This window comes from Acinetobacter sp. 25-47-130, assembly GCF_056779705.1.
In genome coordinates, this window is sequence record NZ_JBWYII010000005.1 from 135,450 (window position 1) to 155,649 (window position 20,200).

Genomic DNA, 20,200 nt, shown 5'->3' on the forward strand with positions numbered 1-20,200 from the left:
CGACTCAGTTGAGTCGCTTTTTTTATTTGAGTTGAGTTTAGAAGCTATAACCCAATGCTAATACCATTTTATTCTTTAAATTGTTTCCATAACGATCATCACCACCAATAATATAATTCATGCTTGCTGTGACACCTGTTTCCCCTAAAGCTTTACTTAGACCAATATCAAAGTGACGGAAATTAAAACTTTCTGACTCTGGTGTTTCTGCAACATACTTACCGTCTTTTTCATAAACATATAAACCCAAAGCTGTGTCCAAGCTAAAATCGTTTGGTAGAGGATAACTATATGTAGCTTTTAAATATGTGTCTCCAGCGTTCCCCCAACCTGTATCTTCCAACAAAGTTTGAGCAGTTACTCCAACATCTTTGTAATTCAGACCAAGTAATAATTCAAAGCCATCATAAACTGACGTTTCAACGTCATAATAATAGTAATACGTTGTACCTACAGTAAAACCAGTGTTTTCATTGATTGAACCGTTGTAACCCACATAAAAATTATTTTCCATTGGATTGGTAGTACCGTAAGCATCTGTACCTAACGTAGATGTCCACCACCCTGCGTACAATCCAGAACTATGGCTATAGTCTAATCCACCTTGTAATGTAGCTTCAGTATTTTCAGGAGCTGCCGTATTACCACGCAATATATAACTTGATAAAACACTGATATTACCCGATACAGAATGCGGTGAAGTTGGTACCTCAGCAAAACTAAATGTTGATGCAGATGCTACAACTGCTAGACCCAATGCTTGAATTGCTAATTTCATATTTATGTTCCCCCACATCATGATTAGATGCTTTTTCGGTTTATTTGTTGAACTCATATGTGAATTAGCAATAGCTATGCCAAAGTGAAAGGTGTTTAGATACAAAGAAATTAAAATAACGAGATAAAATAATTTAAATTAATGATTTTATTATTATATTTGTTTAAATTTCTTATTTTTAAAAATATTCAAAGAAATTTTTTTTGACGATTTACCTGAGTTAAAGACATATCTTTTTAGATCACACATTCATTTACAACTTGCCTCATTTTAAGGCTATTTTTTAATCAACCTTACAGTTGGAGTATCAATTTAGTGCGGCATGAAAAACCAATGATGTCTGAACCACATTAAAATTAAATGAAAATGAACTGAATAAATATCATTCTTATTTAAAATCCTTTATTCATCCTTATTTACTTCTAATGTTACAAAAAAAAACGTGCCAGATTGACTAAATTAAATAAAAAAAAGAATATCAGGTTAAAAATAAATATATGTTATTAATAGTTAAATTTAATTTTATAATAATTTTAATCTTTAATAATTCACAACTTAGTTTAATTTATATACTTTTTGCTTATGACTTTAGGTGCGAAATTGTGAATAATAGAGCCAATTTTGTTATACATTACGTATACAAATACTAAACATTAACCATAATCATTTTGTATGAGGCTCTCTCCCAATGCAAAAATTCCAAAAACTAAGCTTAGCAGTTCTTATTCAAACTGCTTTAATTTCTACTGCATTTGCGAGTGAGCAAAGTGAATCAAAGGGATTCGTAGAAGATGCTGAAGGATCAGTATTATTCCGTACAGGTTTCTTGCATCGTGATAAAAAGAACGGTGTCGAAGATACCAGCTCAGCAGCTCAAACAGCCATGGTTAAAATTGAGTCTGGTTTCACGAAAGGTATCGTTGGTTTCGGTGTTGGTGTTATTGGTGATGGGTCTTTCAAATTAGGTGATAATGCCCATACCGGTAATGACATGATTCCAGTCGATAATAATGGTCATGCTTATGATCATTGGGCAAGAGGTGGTGCTTTCATCAAAGCTCGTATGTCGAACACCACAGCTACTTATGGGACTCAGATTTTAGATTTACCTGTTCTTGCAAGTAATACAGCTCGTTTGGTACCTGAATATTACACTGGCTTGTTAATCCAAAGTAATGAAATCGATAATTTGACTTTGGTTGCTGGTAAATTTACTGAAAACCAACGTTCTAGTCAAATCAATACCGATGGAAATGAATTAGATCGCGCGGTTGTTTGGGGCACTAAATATAACTTTGGTGATGCTCTCAATGCGTCTTATTATGGTACAGACATTAAAGATCGTTTAGAACGTCACTATGTGAATGCCAACTATAGTTATGCCGTGGCTAAAGGTAAGTTGACTCACGATTTCAGTGCATATCGTACTGAATGGGATGCTGCACCAAATAATACAGCATATACTTATTCTCATACTTCAAATGATTTCAACAACTTAAGCAATAATATTTGGGCAATTTCAACAACTTACAATACTGGTCCACACAATGTAATGCTTGCTTACCAACAAAATACAGGTAATACAGGTTATGACTATGGTTTGGGCAAAGGTGTTGGTGATGGCCATCAAACGATTTATATGCCTAACTCGTATTTATCTGATTTTATTGGTAATGATGAAAAATCCCTACAGCTACAATATACCTATGATTTTGGTGCTTTAAATGTTCCTGGCCTGTCATGGACTTCGGCATTTGTTTATGGATGGGATATTGATGTATCTGCAGGGGATACTGACCGCTCAGTATTGCTAACCAATGATGCACAGGAACGTGAATTCTTTAATCAAGTGAAATATACAGTCCAATCTGGTTTTGCTAAAGATGCAAGCTTACGTGTTCGTCACTCTTACTACCGTGCAAGTAATGAATATCAAAGTGCTTATATCGGCGACACCAACGAATGGCGTATTTGGTTAGACATTCCCGTGAAATTATTCTAATTTTCAACTAAAAAGATCAATAAAAAAACCTGCACTTTGTGCAGGTTTTTTATAAAAGCTACAAGATCAAAGTTTGTAGCTTTATTTATACATCAGGCAAATTATTTGTTTGCTTCTGCATAAGCAGCAATTGAGCTTAACACTTCTTGTTTAGCAACTTCTGCACCTTCCCAACCACTTAACTTGACCCACTTACCTGGCTCTAAGTCTTTGTAGTGTTGGAAGAAATGTTCAATTTGACTAATCAATAAAGGAGGAAGGTCAGTATATTCTTGAACATCTTTATAGATTGGCGTTAATTTATCGTGTGGTACAGCGACAAGTTTCGCATCAACACCACCATCATCTTCCATATTTAATTTACCCACTGGACGGCAACGGATAACCGAACCTGGTTCTACAGGATGTGGAGTAACAACTAATACGTCTAATGGATCGCCATCAAGAGATAATGTATTTGGTACATAACCGTAGTTTGCTGGGTAGAACATTGCAGTACCCATGAAACGATCTACGAAAAGTGCATCTGAATCTTTATCAATTTCATACTTAATTGGTGCTGCATTTGCAGGGATTTCGATAATTACATAGATATCGTTTGGTGCATCTTTACCTGCAGGGATATTACTGTAGCTCATAGCAAACTCTTTACTGTCAGTGTTCATTAAAATGGGGTTGATTATAACGCTTTATTCAGCAATCATCATTCGATTATACAAGCTGAAGATGTATTTTAGGTATGGTGTTAGTCTGTTTTTCTTAGAGCAATCGAATAATTAATAAAAGCAATAAGATCGGACAAAGCATTGATAAGAACCAAACAATTGATCTAAGGGTCGCCCAATTACATAAATAACAAATCCCATAGATGATTCGTAAGACGATATACGCCGAACCTAATAGAATCACCAATTGTTGTTGAACAACCATATACTCAGCCATCAAAACTGCCGCAATAAATAATGGCAAACTTTCAAAGCTATTTTGCTGAGCTGCATTTGCTCGAGCCGCTAAGCCTGTGGTTTTAGACATGAATTCACGCGGATTTTGATTATCCTGCCCTTTGAAACCACCTGCAATTTTAGCAATGACTGTAAATATATAAGGGAGTAAACAAGCAATTAAAATAAGGTAAATAACACCTTCAATACCGTGCATGGATTTCAGTCCAATGATTTAAGCTGGTTTTATCTTAGCATGATGTTTGTGCGATAATTTTAGTTAAATTATTTTGTTTATTAAAATTCTGAGTAATGGCATGACCAATTCTGACCAAAAAAAGTTATTTGATGTTCTCGAGTTACAAAAGCAACATCAAAAACGTGTCGATCGTGTGCTTTATATCGTTCTTCCGATTATGGCTTTCTTGATCAGCGTAATTTGTGCCAATATGAATTGGCAATCGACTCTCGGCACATTACTGGTTCTCATCATCGCCTTTATCGCGGTAGGGATTAAACGAGCAAATAAATGGATCTGGCTGAGCATTATTTCAGTATATAGCTTAGTTGATATTTACTTCAGTTATTCAGGACAGTTACCGAGTTCTGCTGTAGGGCGTCATTTAGGTACAATGCTGACATTCACATTTATTATTGCAACAGCGCGACCTTATATCGACCGTTGGCTAATGAAAGAATAAATTAAAAAAGCGCCTTACGGCGCTTTTCTGAATTTGAATTATTTGCGTAAATCTTTACGAAGGATTTTACCGACATTCGATTTTGGCAATTCATCCATGAATTCAACATAACGAGGACGCTTATATCCTGTTAAGTTTTCTTTCGCAAAAGCTAATACTTCTTCTGTTGTTAATGATGGATCTTTCTTCACAACAAACAGCTTAGGCACTTCACCCGATTTTTCATCAGCTACACCAATCGCTGCAACCTCGAGTACTTTAGGATGTGTTGCAATCACTTCCTCGATTTCAGATGGGTATACGTTAAAGCCTGATACCAAGATCATATCTTTCTTACGATCAACAATCTTGAAGTAACCACGAGCATCCATGATACCGATATCACCAGTACGGAAGAAACCATCTGCGGTCATCACCTTAGCTGTTTCATCTGGTCGGTTCCAATAGCCTTTCATGACTTGAGGACCACGGATTGAAATCTCACCTTGCTCACCTTGTGGAACTTCATTGCCATCGTCATCCAAGACAGCGACATCCGTTAAAGGTAATGGGATACCAATCGTACCGCTAAACTCTTCAGATGCTGGTGGGTTTGCCGTTGCAATAGGTGAAGTCTCAGAAAGACCATAGCCTTCAATAATATTTGTACCTGTGATTTTTTTCCAAGCTGCAGCAGTTGAAGGCAATACAGCCATACCACCACCCATCGCCATTTTTAATTTGCTATGGTCAAGTTGTTTGAATTCTTCATTATGAACGAGTGCGTTGAATAAAGTATTCACTGCTGGGAAGAAACCAGGCTGATATTTGCGTAGCTCTTTAATGACTGCAGGGAGATCACGAGGGTTAGGAATCAATACGTTTGCTTGACCCTTGTACATACCATAAAGTGCACAAACCATGAATGCAAAGATATGATATAGCGGTAATGCACAGAAAATGCGATCGTCGCTCGCACCATCTTTAGCACCAAATTTAGATTGGAAAATACCATCTGCTTGCATTAAGTTTGCAACAAGGTTGCGATGTGTTAATTCCGCACCTTTTGATACGCCTGTTGTACCACCTGTATATTGCAATACAGCAGTGTCGCTCAACGTTGTTGCTGGGCGCTTATAATTTGCAGAACTGCCTTTAGACATCGCAGTCGTGAATTTCACATGTCCTGGGATACTCCAAGCTGGAATTTGCTTACGCACTTTACGTAAAACAAAATTCACGAGTGTACCTTTTAGGGTACCTAACATATCACCTACTGTCGCCACGATCACATGCTTAACTGGCGTTTTACCAAGAATTGATTGATAAACAGAAGCGAAGTTTTCAATAATCACAAGCGCTTCAGTGCCTGAGTCATTCAGTTGATGCTCAAGTTCACGAGCTGTGTAAAGTGGGTTCACGTTGACAAGGACTAAGCCCGCACGGAATACACCAAGTGCCACCACTGGATATTGCAGTACGTTTGGCATCATGACCGCTACGCGAGAACCTTTTGCTAAACCAAGGCTTTGAAGATAGGCTGCAAATTGACGGCTCGCCGTATCAAGTTCATTGAACGTTAATGTTTTATCCATAAAGATAAAAGCATCACGCGAACCAAATTTCTGGAAGTTTCTCTCAAAAATATCAACAAGAGAGGTATTTTCTGGTGGTAATTCTACTGTTTGTGGAATTCCAGTTTTTTGGTATTCAGCGAACCAAATCTTTTCCATAATGCCATATTCTCCAATTAGTAATACTTGGTTTTAAACTCTTATTTTCGATAATGTATTGAGCATCTTATTTAATTTATTGCTCAATAAAGCATCCATAGCCATAAATACATTTCATATATAACGTATTTTGTCGACTAGATGCTAGCTTTATCTTTGAATGAAGAGTTTATTTGCTTTTTGATAACCTCGTGGTAATACCTGCCCTTTTGAAGCACGTTTACCGATGTATTTCAGCAGATCATCACCTTTTAATTTCAATTGTTGTTGTCCAGCAACGACCTGAAGCACATCATCCAAGTTAAGTGTTGTCATAGACACAATGCGTTCCTTTGCATCCAACTGCATCAATTTATTACCTTTTCCTTTATTGAGCATTGGTAATTCTGTCAGCTCTGTCAGTAATAATCGTCCAGAACTGCTGAGTACAGCAATATGTGTACCATCAATTTGTTGCAATGGCATTGCGCTTGCGTCATCTGCAAGCGTTAAAAACGCTTTACCAGCTTTAGCATTGGTGTCCAATTGTTTCGCTTGCGTCTTAAAACCATATCCTTTGGAGCTGATCGCGAGTATTTCCACCTCATCTTCGGCAATCAGAATTTGTTGGAAATTTACTCCATTTGCTGGCGATAATTTCGAGCTTAATGGTTCACCTAAGCCACGTGCTGAAGGTAATCCTGTAATTGGTAATGCGTAACTTCGACCAGATTGATCTAATACATACACTTTTTGATTAGATTTACCTTGTGCATGACTTAAATATTGATCCCCTGCTCGGAAATTGACTTTATCTAGATCGATCTCATGTCCTTTCGCACAACGAATCCAACCCGCTTCAGATAAAATGACAGTGACAGGATCAGCCGGCATCAAATCTTGTTCACTAATCGCGGTCGCTTCTTCACGCTGAACAATTGGAGATCGACGATCATCACCAAACTTTTTCGCATCTTCTTTTAATTCTGAAATAATCAGATTTTTTAAAGATTCAGGATTCGCCAATTGCTCACGAATCACGGCTGCTCGAGCCTCAAGCTCTTCTTGTTCACGGCGAATCTCCATTTCTTCGAGACGCGCCAAATGACGTAATTTAAGCTCTAAAATGGCTTCAGCTTGAATTTCATCAATACAGAAATGTGACATTAAGACTTCTTTCGGATGGTCTTCCTCACGAATAATGCGAATTACCGTATCAATATCTAAATAGGCAATTAAAAGTCCCGCCAGAATATGTAGACGTTTTTCAATTTTATTCAAATGGTATTGCAAACGTCTCGTCACAGTCGTTTTACGAATTTCAATCCATTCCAATAAAATACGACGGATTGATTTTACTTGTGGACGACCATCAGCACCAATCATATTCATATTGACGCGGTAGCTCGACTCAAGATCGGTCGTGGCAAATAAATGGCTCATGACCGCATCTGCATCGATACGATTTGAACGCAAGACAATTACCAAACGTGTTGGACATTGATGATCTGATTCATCTCGTACATCACTTACCAACGGTAATTTTTTTGCCTGCATTTGATCAGCAATTTGGCTGATAATTTTAGAGCCAGAAACCTGATATGGTAATTCACTGATGACAATTTCATTTTTTTCAACCGAATATACCGCACGCATGCGATAACTGCCGCGCCCAGTGCTTTGTAATTTCAGTAATTCATCAGCAGGTGTAATAATTTCTGCTTGAGTCGGTAAGTCTGGACCAGGAATATATTCAGCAACTTTTTCATCAGACAAATTCGGGTTACGAATCAGTGCAATGGTACCCTTAACAACTTCCCGTAAATTGTGTGGTGGAATATCTGTTGCCATTCCCACCGCAATTCCCGTCGTACCATTTAAAAGAATATTCGGTACGCGTGCTGGTAAATTTACAGGCTCTTTTAATGAACCATCAAAGTTATCTTGCCAGTCGACAGTTCCTTGACCTAACTCAGAGAGCAGGACTTCACTATATTGTGATAGTTTGGCCTCGGTATATCGCATTGCAGCAAACGACTTTGGATCATCTGGTGATCCCCAGTTGCCCTGCCCTTCAATAAATGGATAACGATAACTAAATGGCTGTGCCATTAAGACCATTGCTTCATAACAAGCAGAATCACCATGCGGATGATATTTACCTAAAACATCACCAACTGTACGTGCTGATTTTTTGGGTTTACCACTATGCTTTAGACCAAGCTCGCTCATCGCATATACGATACGGCGTTGTACAGGTTTTAATCCGTCACTAATATGAGGCAATGCACGATCCATAATCACGTACATCGCATAGTTTAGGTAAGCTTGTTCTGTAAATTCTGCTACAGAACGATTCTCTGTCGCTTGGTGCGCAAGGCTTGTCATTGAATCGTGAAATCCTAATGAATGAATAGTTTAAGGGTGTATGCTAGTCTCCCAAACTGCGAAGAACAAGCAAGGTTGGACACTTTGTAAAGATAAAATAACAAAAAAAAGGCCAGTTGGTTTTATTTCATTTTAAATTGCACTTTTTTCTTGTATCCAATTAATTTTATTGAATATACAATAATCAAAACACAACTTTATAACGAATGCTTTTACATACGCTCATCGTATGAACGGAACAAACATGCATAATTACATTCCTTATGATCTTCGCTCAAAATTATTTCAAATTGACCCTAATCTAGATGTTCATTGGCAAACGCGTTTAAAAAATATTTTTAATAGTGTTCCCGCACCAATACAAGGTCTGATCCAGGAACAATTCCTGACTGCGAAGAATATTTACTGGGATCAACATCGACAATCATTCACTTTTAAGGGCATTGTTGGTCTTCAGGATTTAAGCAGTCATTTAATCTCACCGAAAATGCGAACTTTGGCTGAAAAGATCGCAGCCACTTTAGAAACGCTTAAATCATATCAAGACGTAATTAAAATCGCCGATTACTTAGAAACTGTACAAAATCAAATTGATCGTATTGAAACAGAAGAAGATCAAAGTTTTCTTAGAGACAAACAACTCCTACGAAAAACTTTTTTATATGATGCTGCAAATATCATCAAAACACTCGACTTAAATGTTCCTGATAATTGCCGACATTTAACAGCTGAAGAAATTCGTACTTTTATTCTTGAAGTTCATATTAAACATCAAATTTTAGGCTATTGGTTCAAAACCATCCTCCCGAGACAACTGAAGCAAATTAGCCATCCATTATTCCAAGACTTTATTATTCAAGAACAAAAAATTCGTGATTTTGATGTCATTGAAAGCAGTCAGTATTTATATCTGGTCGCGACCATTCATGACTTTAGACAGAACCCATATTCTATCCGCCGCTTTTTAATGGAAGAAAAGCTAGGTCTTGAAGATCGAGTTTACCTAAATGGCGTGGTGTTGGATAAGAAACGTTTAAATGATCCAAGTTATTTAGAACAATTTAAATGGCAAGTCAGTCGAATTATTACGATTCAACGACAGATCACGACTCCTATTTTGGATCTGATGGAAAAATTTCATAACGTCAATTTTGATCTGTTGTTACCGTTACTCAAAAAACCGCTCGATGCCTCTGGATTTTCAGTCGAACAAGTCATTAACGAGCGCCTTTTAGATTTCGAAAAAGCTTTAACTCTTGAGATCTTGCAACCTTTTCAATATGCACTGCGTCATTCAATTCGTCACCCTGATGAGTTTGATTATTGTTTTATCAGTATGCATCGTCTGTTCTCTGATATTGCGAGTTTTTATAAAGACTTTTCAAGTGAACCCATTATCGCCTTCAATACTCAAGCTCAAATTTTCGAATATAAAATTTTATCCTATTTAAAATTGATGGAAAAAAGACGACATACTATTTTTGTGAGTTTAGACGCAGAGTCTTATGCGGCAAGTCATAGCAAATCTCAAGCAGCGATTGAGCAAGTTAAAACAATTATTGCCGATGCTCTAGACCAACATAAAGTCAATCAAATTGCTTTCAATCAGAAAAAAAGAGAACTCGAAAGCCAATCAAACAAAGGATTCTTTCAAAAAATGTTTGATAAAACTGAAAAGTTAAAATCGGATCTTGAAGCGCTTAAATTGGCTGGAATTAATAATCGACGAATTGCATATTTAGATCTCGTGAAAGTGCCCAAAAAACATGATGAAACGACGGTGTACCTTGAGTTTGAAAGTTTGATTTCAATTAATCAGACTGAGCGTCACTATGCTTTTGTCAATGGCGACAATGGGGTATCAGCTTTGCCTATTTTAATTCAACTCCCTGAAGATAAAGAAAAATTCAATCTTCAGCAAGTGTCAAACACATTACATTTTGACTTAACTAAAGCACGTCAAAAATGGGTCTAAAAAAGAGGAGCTTAGCTCCTCTTTTTTCACAGATTTACATCCCCATAGACTCAAGTGTCTTACCTTTGGTTTCCTCACCGAGCACCAAGATCACGGCTGCAACTGCCAATAATACAGCGGTAAACATCATAAATACTTGGCTAAATCCATTTGAAGCCACCATCATATGGGTAACCACTAAAGGTGCAACAATCCCACCAATACGCCCAATTGCTGCTGCCCATCCTGATCCGAAAGCACGAATATTTGCAGGATATTGTTCAGGCGTGTAGGTATATAAAACGCCCCATGCACCAAGATTAAAGAATGACATCAAGCATCCCCAGAACATGATCATCGCTACGGTATCAGCCTGCCCAAAGAAATATGCTGATACTGCACACATTGCAATAAAGCCTGAAAGCGTCGCTTTACGCCCTAACTTTTCGACGAGCCATGCCGCGACAATATAACCTGGCAATTGTGCTAAAATCATCCCGAGAACATATTCAAAAGACTGCACAATGGTATATCCCTCTTTGACTAAAAGACTTGGTAACCACGTGAAAATACCGTAATACGAATAAACAATCCCAAACCAAATTAACCACAGCATTAAACTGCGCTTAGCGAAACCGCTTGACCATAACTGACCAAAACTGACATATGAATGTGTTGAAACTGGTTTCACTTCAATTTTTTCGATGACTTCGACACCACACTGTCGCTCGATTTTTTGCACAATCTCGTGCGCTTCATCAATACGACCTCGATTGATCAAGTAAGGAATAGATTCCGGAACTTTTTTTAGAATAACGAAGACATAAAGTGCAGGCAAACCACCCAATAAAAATGCAACATGCCAATCAAATTTAGGGATGACGAAATAAGAAACCAGTGCAGCACATAACCAGCCTAGCCCCCAGAAGCTTTCAAGTAACACAATAAAGCGCCCACGAACATGGGCTGGAATGTATTCACTCACTAAAGTCACGGCAACTGGTAACTGTCCGCCTAAGCCTAAACCTACAATAAATCTAAAGATTAATAACCATGTTAAATTTGGTGCGAAAGCACAAAGAGCTGTTGCTATACTATAGATGACCAATGTTGTAGCAAATACTGCTTTACGTCCGATTCGATCTGCCAGTCCACCAGAGAACACCGCACCTATCGCCATCCCCACAAAGCCGATGGATACAACCCAACCTTTTTCAGCAGGCGTCATTTGCCAGTCTTCAGCCATCTTCGCCAAGATAAAGGAAATTAGTCCAGTATCCATTGCATCAAACATCCAGCCTAATCCAATCACCCACAACAAGGTGTAGTGAAATTTACCAATAGGTAAACGCTGTATTCGTGAGATTAAATCCATAGCATGCTCTCTGTGAGGAGTGATTTAAATACAACCAATGACAATCGCTGTTTTCTCAACACTGCTTATTTTTATTTTCTAAAGAACCATATAAAAATGACCGATCACATTATCGGCCATTTTGAAAGATGAGTGTAAAAAGTTTAATTTACATCTTTTGATGACGCCGACTGTTCATCATCATCTTTATAAATAAATTTTGGCATTTCAAGGCCAAAGTAAATTGCGATACAACGCAATGTGAAACCAAAAACAAGAGTAGAAATAATGGTGATATCTTGTGAAAAACCGACTTCGATACAGCCCCAATAGAAAATGACCGCAACAAAAGAAATACTGGCATAAAGTTCGCGACGGAAGACTAAAGGCACATCGTTACATAAGATATCTCGTAAAATACCCCCTGAAACGCCTGTCAATACACCTGCCACTGCACAAACCACGAAACCCTGTTCCATTTGAATCGCAATTTGACAACCAATAATGGTAAAACCTATCAGACCTAAGGCATCTAGAAGTAAGAATACCGAACGTAGATGTCGCATCCATTTTGCGATAAAAATCGTAAATAATGCTGCACAACATGTAAGTACTAGATATTCAGGATGTTTCACCCAAGTTAAAGGATAGTGCCCTAGCAAAACATCACGAACTGATCCTCCGCCCAAAGCAGTCACACAGGCAATAATAATGACACCAAACCAATCCATACTTCGTCGACCTGCAGACAAGGCGCCTGTCATCGCTTCCGCAGTAATCGCAATAATATAAATAACGGTGAGTAACATTGCCCTACTTCCAAATGAGGGTTTTTAATGCGCAATATTCTAAGTTAATTAAAAATTAATTCTAGAGAAATCGCGCACAACATTGCTTAAATTTTTTCCCTGATCCACAAATACAAGTCTGCTTCATCGTCACAGTTTGATCTGTCGTTGGGTCTAAAAAATACCACTGTCTATTGATGAGTACGAAATTTGAGGTTTCATGATGGACATGTACCTGATCGACATGTTGGTAATGTGCTTTGAATTCAACTTGAGCATGGGTTTTATCCAGACGAGGTAAATGCTGAATAACCTCTAATTTTAACCACTGATTGCTCATCGCCCAATCCCGAATGGCAGCAATGTCTAAATGACTTTGCTGACCTGATGCTGTGGTACTCACAATATAGTCGATTTCATGTTTAGCGAATGCACTATAGCGAGAACGCATGAGCTGTTCAGCACTTTCTGCAACACGCTGACCACGATGTAAAGGTTCACAACAGTGTGTATAAATTCCATGCCCGCAAGGACAATTGAGTTCGGACATCAATATTCCAAAAAAATAGCACCTAATGAGATGCTATTTTAACTGAGTTTAAATCATTCTGATGGGTCTCGTTTTACGATGGGTACAATATGTACTTTTTCGATTTTATGACCATCCATTGTAACCACCTCAAATAGATATCCTTCTGCTTCAAAGGTTTCTCCATTTTCAGGTAAATGTCCTAAATGGAATAAGATATAACCAGACAGTGTAGAATACTGTTCTGACTCATCAACTAAATCACGATCAAGCAATAATGAAATATGACGAATATCAGTTGAACCCTCGAGCATGAGTGAACCATCCTCTAAGCTTTCAACTGCAGTTTCTATTTCATTTTCGTTCGGGAATTCACCCGCAATCGCTTCTAAAATATCAATCGGTGTTGCAATACCCTCAATGGAACCATATTCATTGAGCACAATCGCCATTTGTAAGGGTGCCTGACGCAATTGATCCATCACCATTAAGACTTGAGCGCTTTCATGGACAATGACAGGCTCTCGAATGTGTTTTTCGAAATTAAAATCGCCTGATTCAATATAGTCATTCAAAACGTTATGCGTGAGCACCACCCCAGCAATATTGTCTAGCTCGCCATGTGCAACGATCAAACGTGAATGTTTCATAGAAAGCACTTGATGTTTAATACTTTCAGGATCGTCATCTAAATCGATCCATTCGAGTTCTGGACGTGGGGTCATTAATGATTTGACTGGTCGCTCAGATAAACCTAATACTCCTTGCAACATCACGCTTTGGTATACAGCATTCTCATCCGAGAACATTTCCTCTACCAACGCTTGGGTAGCCAAAACATCATCCGTATTTGCCGATTGAGCATCTGCCGTTTTTGACTTACCACCAAGCATACGAATGACGGCAGATGCTGTTTTGAAACGTAAATCAGTCGTTGTTACCGTTTTTTCTTGGTTACGGCGCATCAATTGATTTAAAAACTCAATCAGGACAGAGAAACCAATTGCAGCGTATAGATAACCCTTCGGAATGTGGAAGCCTAGGCCTTCGACAACCAATGAGAAACCGATCATCATCAAGAAACATAGACACAGAATCACCACAGTTGGATGCTTATTCACAAAGTCCATGAGGGCTTTAGAGGCCCATAGCATGATTCCTATCGCAATAATTACGGCGATCATCATGACCGAAAGATCTTTGACCATACCGACTGCTGTAATCACACTGTCGAGTGAGAACACTGCATCCAATATCACGATCTGTACAATGACCATCCAAAATGCAGCATGAACAGGATTTTCTTCTTTAACATGAACTTTACTTTCTAGACGTTCATGTAGTTCTAAAGTTCCCTTCATTAACAAGAAAATACCGCCAAAAATCAAAATAAGATCTCGGGCTGAAAATGGATGATCAAAGATATGGAATAATGGATTCGTTAACGTGATAATCCAAGCGATTGACGCCAAAAGGATTAGGCGCATGCCAAGCGCGAGCGTTAAGCCTAAAATTCTGGCTTTATTGCGTTGCTCAGGCGGCAGTTTTTCCGCCAAAATCGCGATAAAGACGAGATTATCAATCCCGAGAACAATTTCTAAAATAATTAAAGTTAAGAGTCCCACCCATGCGGAAGGATCAGACATCCATTCAAAAATCATGAGTTACACTCCCACGTTTCAGGAAGATGGGATTCATTTAAACCAAAGTGATGAGGCAAAGTTATAAATGCAGTATTTAAATTTAGAAAATAAATAATATTTTGTTCTATTGAGCGATGTCGATCACTACTCATATTGATGTATTGGTTGCCGAACAGATTTTCAGTATAGAAAAGATTTTATTGCAATTCACTATTTTTTCGGTGAATCAAGATTGGCTTTATCAATCATTTTGGAATGAAACTACAAAATATTTCAAAAAAATCTTATTTATCTATACAGTTGTCACCTTTCTTGCTTAGATTAAACTACATGATGAAGTTAATTTAAAAAAGGTGAGTAAATAAATATGAATACAAGCATTCTTAATAACACCTTAGAGACCGATACATCAGTTAAATCAAAAGCAACTCAATGCCTTATTGCACTTTATTGTGGTTCTCGTTTTGGCAATAATCCTATTTACCAACAAAAAGCCATTGCTTTGGCTGAAAAAATTGCAAGGCAAGGATTTGGCATCGTATATGGTGGTGCAAGTATCGGATTAATGGGACAAGTCGCAGATACAGTCATTGAAAACCATGGTGAAGTTGTTGGTGTTATTCCTGAATTTATGCTTGATTACGAGGTTGCCCATAATCAGTTAACAGAACTTCACGTGGTAAGAACAATGCATGAACGCAAAGCCATGATGGCTGAACGTGCTAGTGCTTTTGTTGCGCTCCCGGGAGGTTTAGGTACATTTGAAGAAATCTTAGAAATCGCAACTTGGGGACAGTTAAATCAACACCAAAAACCAATGATTATTTATAACGTCAATGGATTCTATAATGCCTTGATTGCACAACTCGATCATGCAGTACAAGAAGGTTTTCTACCTGCTCAACATCGTGCAAAAATCATCGTATGCGAGCATTCACATCAAATCATCAATGCCATCGCAAACTTGAAATGCCCTGAACAATTCGTGGTCTAAATTCAACAAGACTTTAAAGCATTACGCATGACGAGTAAAAAATAAAAGAGCCATATGGCTCTTTTATCATACATCTACACGATCAGGCTCTATTTCAACGTGATCTGATACGTTGCTGTAGTACCACTGACTTCATTCCCTACAATCAGTAAAGGCATACCCGTTGGAGATTCTTTTGCTGAAACAAAGGTTAATCCTTCAGGACCTAAGTCTCCTGCCTGACCTGCCTCGATATCGGCAGTGGTTGCATCAAGTTTTCGTGAATGAATATATTGCACAAATTGGGGTTGGGCAGGATTGGAGATGTCATATACCATCACGCCTCCAGCTCGTTCTAAACCAATAAATGCATAAGTTTTCTGACCGATTTGACCTATCACCACGCCTTCTGGCTCTGGGCCTTTATTGTCACTACGATTATCGATCCCTGCTTCTTCATGGTTTGCATTAAAGATCTCAGGATGGTGCTGAGCAATATATTGTTCAAAATCATCACCCGAATCCCAAACCAGCTCTAATCCTGTTTGTGCATCATTTTCTGTCCAAATACTGACAGATCGTGCCCCGAAGCTATATAAATGATCATAAACCAAATTGCCTCGAGCATTGAGTTTAGGTGTGCCATTAGTATTCTTTTGATAACCTTCAGTCCAAGTGATATTCAAACGACCAAGCATCTTGTCTTCACGGCATCCTTTAGCATCTCCATCGATCGCTCCACAATATGCAAAATGCAGAGGATTCAATTCAGCACCTTTCGCCAGTGCTCTTAATTGTGGTGGCAGATCTTCCCCTTGTCGTCTATCGAAACCATCTTTATGGACTAGATGCTTCACACGCCATTCTTCAACAAAACCCTTTTTAATATTACCTTGAGCACTCGGATTATCCTTTAATTTTTCTCCCCAATATTCAGGATCATCTTCACCCCAAGCACGAGCATCCCCTTCATTGGCAGTGACAATATACGTTTTACCATTGACTTCGTAACTTGAGATCGCATCTGGCATATATAAGCCACGAACATGCTGCCAAGTTTGAATATTGATCTTCGCAAGACCATTTTCACCATCGGCATCACTGACATCTAAACCATGACCTTGTAAGCCATGATCTTTAAAACCGAGCGGATAAACAGCCATGACTTTGGCATTTAAAACATCCACCTTAGCTAAGGCATTATTTTCCTGTAATGCGACCCATGCAATTTTGCCATCTGCGCTGAGTGTGATGTATTCAGGTTCAAAATCTTGCGCTACTGTTGCATTTGGACCATAAATTCGCACACCTTGATTACGTAATAGCTGTGCTTGACTGTTAAAGGCTTTGAAGTCAGCTGTTTTTGCAACTGGTTTGTTCAAATTTGAGAGATCAATGATTGAAATCGAACCTTCGGGATCAATCGCATAATCATGAGATGGCTCTCCTTCATTCGCCACCAATAAGGTTTTACCATCTGCACTAAAGGTCAGCATATCGGGTAGAGAACCCACTGGAACTTGGGCAATAAAGCTCGAATCATTGGCATTAAAAAGTGCCACGATTCCTGGATCTGTTTTATCTTTGGCTTGTACAGCCAAGGCAACAATTCCATTTTTTACAGCAACACTATTTACTTCTGAGTCTGTTAAATATGATTTAGCATCTAAAGAGCCAATCCATTTAGGTTGCTGAGGTTGGCGATAATCAAAAATATCAACCACGCCTTCTTTTGCGTTTACAACAAACAATCTTTGGCTTTGTGCATCATAGGCAGGTATCTCTGCTGCGCTGACCGCAAAACCACGACTGTCTGTACGACTGAGATAGGTGAGTTCAATCGATTCAGGCGTAATATCTGGTACTGATGTGATATTGTTAGTGTCATCATTGCATGCCCCTAGCCCCAATGCACACATTGCGATCACAAGTGCGTTAGACTTTAGCTTCATTTTTTTAATCGTCTTATGATGTTGTTGGCAACAACTCTATGACCATGCGATGACAATGCTGTGACCATTAGATTGCAATTTTGTTGCAAATCCTTCGTAAATAAACCACAAGTGATACTGAGAAACTGTTTTAAAATATTAACTTACTAATATGATCCTACAAGATGAGCAGCACAGCACACCAACCCTTACAGCCTGAGTTTAGATTATTGGTGTTTTTGGTTTCGATCGGCTTTTTTATGCAAGGTCTAGACACAACTATCATCAATACTGCGATTCCTGCAATCGCTCATCACCTCAATGAAGATCCTCTACACATGCATAGTGTCGTGGTGGCTTATGTATTGTCAGTCGCAGCCTGTATTCCACTCAGTGGTTGGCTGGCTGACCGATTTGGTGTCCGAAATGTTTATTTTTCTGCAATTATCATTTTCACTTTGGCATCGCTCGGATGTGCATTTTCTTCTAATTTAAATGAGCTTTTATTTTTCCGAGTGATTCAAGGGATTGGAGGTGCTTTACTGCTTCCAGTTGGGCGTCTTGCAATGTTGAAAATCATTCCTAGAACCCAATTCCTTGCAGCCATGTCTCTGATGAGTCTTGCAGGTCTGATTGGCCCCTTAATCGGTCCTACTCTTGGCGGATGGCTAGTGGAGTACGTGACTTGGGAGTGGATTTTCTTAATTAATATTCCTATTGGACTCATTGGAGTTTTTCTCACATTTAAAGCCATGCCAAATGTGACCGAGACCCATGTTGCTAAATTTGATTTTTTTGGCTTCTTGTTATTAGTCATCGCGATGGTTGGCTTAAGTTTAGGGATTGAAAATTTTGCTAGCCCCTATCTTCCACTATGGTGGAGTATTGTTCTTATTGTGTTTGGTTTATCTGCAAGTGCTTGGTACATGGTGCATGCCCATACCCACCAAAATGCTCTATTTCGTGGGAAACTATTCAAAAATCAAATTTTCGCGATTGGTATTGTAGGCAACTTTTTTGCCCGCTTAGGCGGCAATGCGATGCCTTTTCTTATCCCATTAATGCTACAAGTTGCTTTTGGTTTTGAACCATTTATTACCGGTTTACTTATGATTCCAACGGTATTGGGTTCACTGGCATCAAAACCGATCATTCGCCAAATTATTCAACGATTTGGGTATCGTCGGGTGTTATTAGTCAATACCTGCCTTATTGGCTTATGTATTGCAAGTTTTGCCCTCACCTCAGCCGAAACACCTTTATGGCTAAGAACATTACATTTCTTCATTTTTGGTATGTTGAACTCATTGCAATTTGTTTCTATGAATACGCTAACCTTAAAGGATTTGCCTCAACAAGATGCTAGTAGTGGTAACAGTTTTCTCTCGATGATTATGATGGTGTCCATGAGTATTGGTGTAGCGCTTGCAGGTACACTGGTCAATGTATTCACCGCTTATCTTGGTACTGCACAAATGCAACAGGCCTTCCAATGGACATTAATTTTAATGGGCTCAATTAATATTATTACCATGTTTATTTTTTGGAAAATTCCGAAAGAAATGGATGATGACTAATGAATATGGATTCTAGATACTGTCGCTACCATTTACGTTTATTCGCGTTATGATATTAATCATATTTCGCACCAATCTTTAAGTGCTCATGAATTCAAAAAATAAGCAGCATATCTATTCGCAGAAGATTATCTTGTGGACCTCCCTTTTAGGTGCAGCCCTGATCGCACTCATGGTCGGATTATTGAGCTTTTTCTTTTTGCCGTTTCAACCAGCAACAGCTCAAGAGTATCCAATCAAAGGATTTGATGTCTCACATCATCAAAAAGAGATTCGCTGGTCGCAAATTCCAAAAAAGGAATATCAATTTGTCTACCTCAAAGCAACAGAAGGTGGCGACTTTAAAGATCGAAAATTTCAGGATCATTGGCTTAAAGCACGCGAGCATGGTTTTAAAGTCGGAGCGTATCATTTCTATCGACTTTGCCGTGATGGAAAAGTTCAGGCATTAAATTTCATTGATTCTGTGCCACGTAAAGAAGATGCCCTTCCCCCAGTCATTGATTTGGAATACGACAGCAATTGCATCAATACCTATAGCAAAGAACAACTGTTACATGAAATCGATGTTATGCACGATTTGCTGCATCAACATTATGGCAAACAACCTATCTTTTATGTTTCTAAAGCCTTCTATAACATCGTACTTGCGGGTGCTTTTACGAATACCCCACTCTGGGTACGTGAATACACCGCTCAACCTGAATTAAAAGACAATCCAGATTGGATCTTTTGGCAATACACCAATAAAGGTAAAATTAAGGGTATTTCTACACCAGTGGATTTGAATGTATTTAATGGCGATCAAAACGACTGGATAAAATTTCTAAAATTAAATCAAATTGAGCCATAAATCTTAAGCAGTCAGTACGTTACAACTAAAGAGATCTAACTAAAAAATAGAGTGCAACTGGGCTCAAGCAAGCGAGTTACGCTTTATAAGGATGACA

At 38.4% G+C, this 20,200-nt stretch carries 16 protein-coding genes; 6 read left to right on the forward strand and 10 right to left on the reverse strand.

The window, feature by feature from the left end:
- Positions 1 to 37 precede the first annotated feature (37 nt).
- The gene (locus AC1M83_RS08555; RefSeq protein ID WP_180028850.1) at positions 38 to 778 is read right to left on the reverse strand and encodes a TorF family putative porin; all 741 of its coding nucleotides are present in this window, start codon (positions 776 to 778) and stop codon (positions 38 to 40) included.
- 688 nt (positions 779 to 1,466) lie between these two features.
- On the opposite strand from AC1M83_RS08555, the gene AC1M83_RS08560 reads away from it, so the two are divergent.
- Entirely contained in the window at positions 1,467 to 2,780 is a 1,314-nt protein-coding gene (locus tag AC1M83_RS08560) for an OprD family outer membrane porin (protein ID WP_481590448.1), read from the forward strand.
- 101 nt (positions 2,781 to 2,881) lie between these two features.
- Here AC1M83_RS08560 and ppa read toward each other — a convergent pair whose 3' ends face one another.
- Both ppa and AC1M83_RS08570 read right to left on the reverse strand, forming a co-directional pair.
- On the reverse strand, positions 2,882 to 3,418 hold the full coding sequence (gene ppa, locus AC1M83_RS08565; protein WP_180028851.1) for an inorganic diphosphatase: 537 nt from the start codon (positions 3,416 to 3,418) through the stop codon (positions 2,882 to 2,884).
- Positions 3,419 to 3,539: 121 nt separating this feature from the next.
- Positions 3,540 to 3,938: an MAPEG family protein gene (locus AC1M83_RS08570; protein ID WP_481590449.1), complete on the reverse strand. Its 399-nt coding sequence runs from the start codon at positions 3,936 to 3,938 to the stop codon at positions 3,540 to 3,542.
- Between the two features lie 100 nt (positions 3,939 to 4,038).
- Between AC1M83_RS08570 and AC1M83_RS08575 the strand changes: the two genes are divergently transcribed.
- Entirely contained in the window at positions 4,039 to 4,422 is a 384-nt protein-coding gene (locus tag AC1M83_RS08575; RefSeq protein ID WP_035268065.1) for a hypothetical protein, read from the forward strand.
- 38 nt (positions 4,423 to 4,460) lie between these two features.
- On the opposite strand, the gene AC1M83_RS08580 is transcribed toward AC1M83_RS08575, so the two are convergent.
- Together AC1M83_RS08580 and parC are read right to left on the reverse strand one after the other, a co-directional pair.
- Positions 4,461 to 6,134, reverse strand: a complete 1,674-nt coding sequence (locus AC1M83_RS08580; protein WP_481590450.1) for a long-chain-fatty-acid--CoA ligase — start codon at positions 6,132 to 6,134, stop codon at positions 4,461 to 4,463.
- Between the two features lie 150 nt (positions 6,135 to 6,284).
- Positions 6,285 to 8,501, reverse strand: coding sequence for a DNA topoisomerase IV subunit A (parC, locus tag AC1M83_RS08585; protein ID WP_481590451.1), 2,217 nt, complete (start codon positions 8,499 to 8,501; stop codon positions 6,285 to 6,287).
- Between the two features lie 244 nt (positions 8,502 to 8,745).
- On the opposite strand from parC, the gene AC1M83_RS08590 reads away from it, so the two are divergent.
- A complete protein-coding gene (locus AC1M83_RS08590) occupies positions 8,746 to 10,476 on the forward strand; it encodes a hypothetical protein (protein ID WP_092767373.1) in 1,731 nt (576 codons plus the stop codon).
- 34 nt (positions 10,477 to 10,510) lie between these two features.
- Here the strand turns inward: AC1M83_RS08590 and niaP are convergent, their stop codons facing one another.
- From niaP to AC1M83_RS08610, 4 genes are all read right to left on the reverse strand, one after another.
- Positions 10,511 to 11,830, reverse strand: coding sequence for a niacin transporter NiaP (gene niaP, locus AC1M83_RS08595; RefSeq protein ID WP_481590452.1), 1,320 nt, complete (start codon positions 11,828 to 11,830; stop codon positions 10,511 to 10,513).
- Positions 11,831 to 11,973: 143 nt separating this feature from the next.
- Positions 11,974 to 12,618: a trimeric intracellular cation channel family protein gene (locus AC1M83_RS08600; RefSeq protein ID WP_035268119.1), complete on the reverse strand. Its 645-nt coding sequence runs from the start codon at positions 12,616 to 12,618 to the stop codon at positions 11,974 to 11,976.
- A 61-nt stretch (positions 12,619 to 12,679) separates the two neighbouring features.
- Entirely contained in the window at positions 12,680 to 13,147 is a 468-nt protein-coding gene (locus tag AC1M83_RS08605) for a YchJ family protein (protein WP_481589185.1), read from the reverse strand.
- A gap of 53 nt (positions 13,148 to 13,200) precedes the next feature.
- Positions 13,201 to 14,787 carry a TerC family protein gene (locus AC1M83_RS08610; protein WP_481590453.1) on the reverse strand — a complete coding sequence of 529 codons (1,587 nt, stop codon included), beginning with the start codon at positions 14,785 to 14,787 and terminating at the stop codon, positions 13,201 to 13,203.
- Between the two features lie 349 nt (positions 14,788 to 15,136).
- On the opposite strand from AC1M83_RS08610, the gene AC1M83_RS08615 reads away from it, so the two are divergent.
- A complete protein-coding gene (locus AC1M83_RS08615) occupies positions 15,137 to 15,763 on the forward strand; it encodes an LOG family protein (protein ID WP_481589187.1) in 627 nt (208 codons plus the stop codon).
- Positions 15,764 to 15,852: 89 nt separating this feature from the next.
- On the opposite strand, the gene AC1M83_RS08620 is transcribed toward AC1M83_RS08615, so the two are convergent.
- Positions 15,853 to 17,694, reverse strand: coding sequence for a choice-of-anchor I family protein (locus AC1M83_RS08620; RefSeq protein WP_481589188.1), 1,842 nt, complete (start codon positions 17,692 to 17,694; stop codon positions 15,853 to 15,855).
- Between the two features lie 164 nt (positions 17,695 to 17,858).
- Between AC1M83_RS08620 and mdtD the strand changes: the two genes are divergently transcribed.
- Positions 17,859 to 19,250, forward strand: coding sequence for a multidrug transporter subunit MdtD (mdtD, locus tag AC1M83_RS08625; RefSeq protein ID WP_179998909.1), 1,392 nt, complete (start codon positions 17,859 to 17,861; stop codon positions 19,248 to 19,250).
- Between the two features lie 88 nt (positions 19,251 to 19,338).
- The gene (locus tag AC1M83_RS08630; protein WP_481590454.1) at positions 19,339 to 20,103 is read left to right on the forward strand and encodes a glycoside hydrolase family 25 protein; all 765 of its coding nucleotides are present in this window, start codon (positions 19,339 to 19,341) and stop codon (positions 20,101 to 20,103) included.
- Positions 20,104 to 20,200: the final 97 nt, after the last annotated feature.

Excerpts from the sequence above, each read along its gene's own strand:
- AC1M83_RS08605 (WP_481589185.1), bottom strand. The coding sequence starts at position 13,147 with ATGTCCGAACTCAATTGTCCTTGCGGGCATGGAATTTATACACACTGT.
- AC1M83_RS08560 (WP_481590448.1), top strand. The coding sequence starts at position 1,467 with ATGCAAAAATTCCAAAAACTAAGCTTAGCAGTTCTTATTCAAACTGCT.
- AC1M83_RS08620 (WP_481589188.1), bottom strand. The coding sequence starts at position 17,694 with ATGAAGCTAAAGTCTAACGCACTTGTGATCGCAATGTGTGCATTGGGG.
- ppa (WP_180028851.1), bottom strand. The coding sequence starts at position 3,418 with ATGAGCTACAGTAATATCCCTGCAGGTAAAGATGCACCAAACGATATC.
- AC1M83_RS08570 (WP_481590449.1), bottom strand. The coding sequence starts at position 3,938 with ATGCACGGTATTGAAGGTGTTATTTACCTTATTTTAATTGCTTGTTTA.
- AC1M83_RS08600 (WP_035268119.1), bottom strand. The coding sequence starts at position 12,618 with ATGTTACTCACCGTTATTTATATTATTGCGATTACTGCGGAAGCGATG.
- AC1M83_RS08575 (WP_035268065.1), top strand. The coding sequence starts at position 4,039 with ATGACCAATTCTGACCAAAAAAAGTTATTTGATGTTCTCGAGTTACAA.
- AC1M83_RS08590 (WP_092767373.1), top strand. The coding sequence starts at position 8,746 with ATGCATAATTACATTCCTTATGATCTTCGCTCAAAATTATTTCAAATT.
- AC1M83_RS08615 (WP_481589187.1), top strand. The coding sequence starts at position 15,137 with ATGAATACAAGCATTCTTAATAACACCTTAGAGACCGATACATCAGTT.
- AC1M83_RS08610 (WP_481590453.1), bottom strand. The coding sequence starts at position 14,787 with ATGATTTTTGAATGGATGTCTGATCCTTCCGCATGGGTGGGACTCTTA.
- AC1M83_RS08580 (WP_481590450.1), bottom strand. The coding sequence starts at position 6,134 with ATGGAAAAGATTTGGTTCGCTGAATACCAAAAAACTGGAATTCCACAA.
- AC1M83_RS08630 (WP_481590454.1), top strand. The coding sequence starts at position 19,339 with ATGAATTCAAAAAATAAGCAGCATATCTATTCGCAGAAGATTATCTTG.
- AC1M83_RS08555 (WP_180028850.1), bottom strand. The coding sequence starts at position 778 with ATGAAATTAGCAATTCAAGCATTGGGTCTAGCAGTTGTAGCATCTGCA.
- mdtD (WP_179998909.1), top strand. The coding sequence starts at position 17,859 with ATGAGCAGCACAGCACACCAACCCTTACAGCCTGAGTTTAGATTATTG.
- parC (WP_481590451.1), bottom strand. The coding sequence starts at position 8,501 with ATGACAAGCCTTGCGCACCAAGCGACAGAGAATCGTTCTGTAGCAGAA.
- niaP (WP_481590452.1), bottom strand. The coding sequence starts at position 11,830 with ATGGATTTAATCTCACGAATACAGCGTTTACCTATTGGTAAATTTCAC.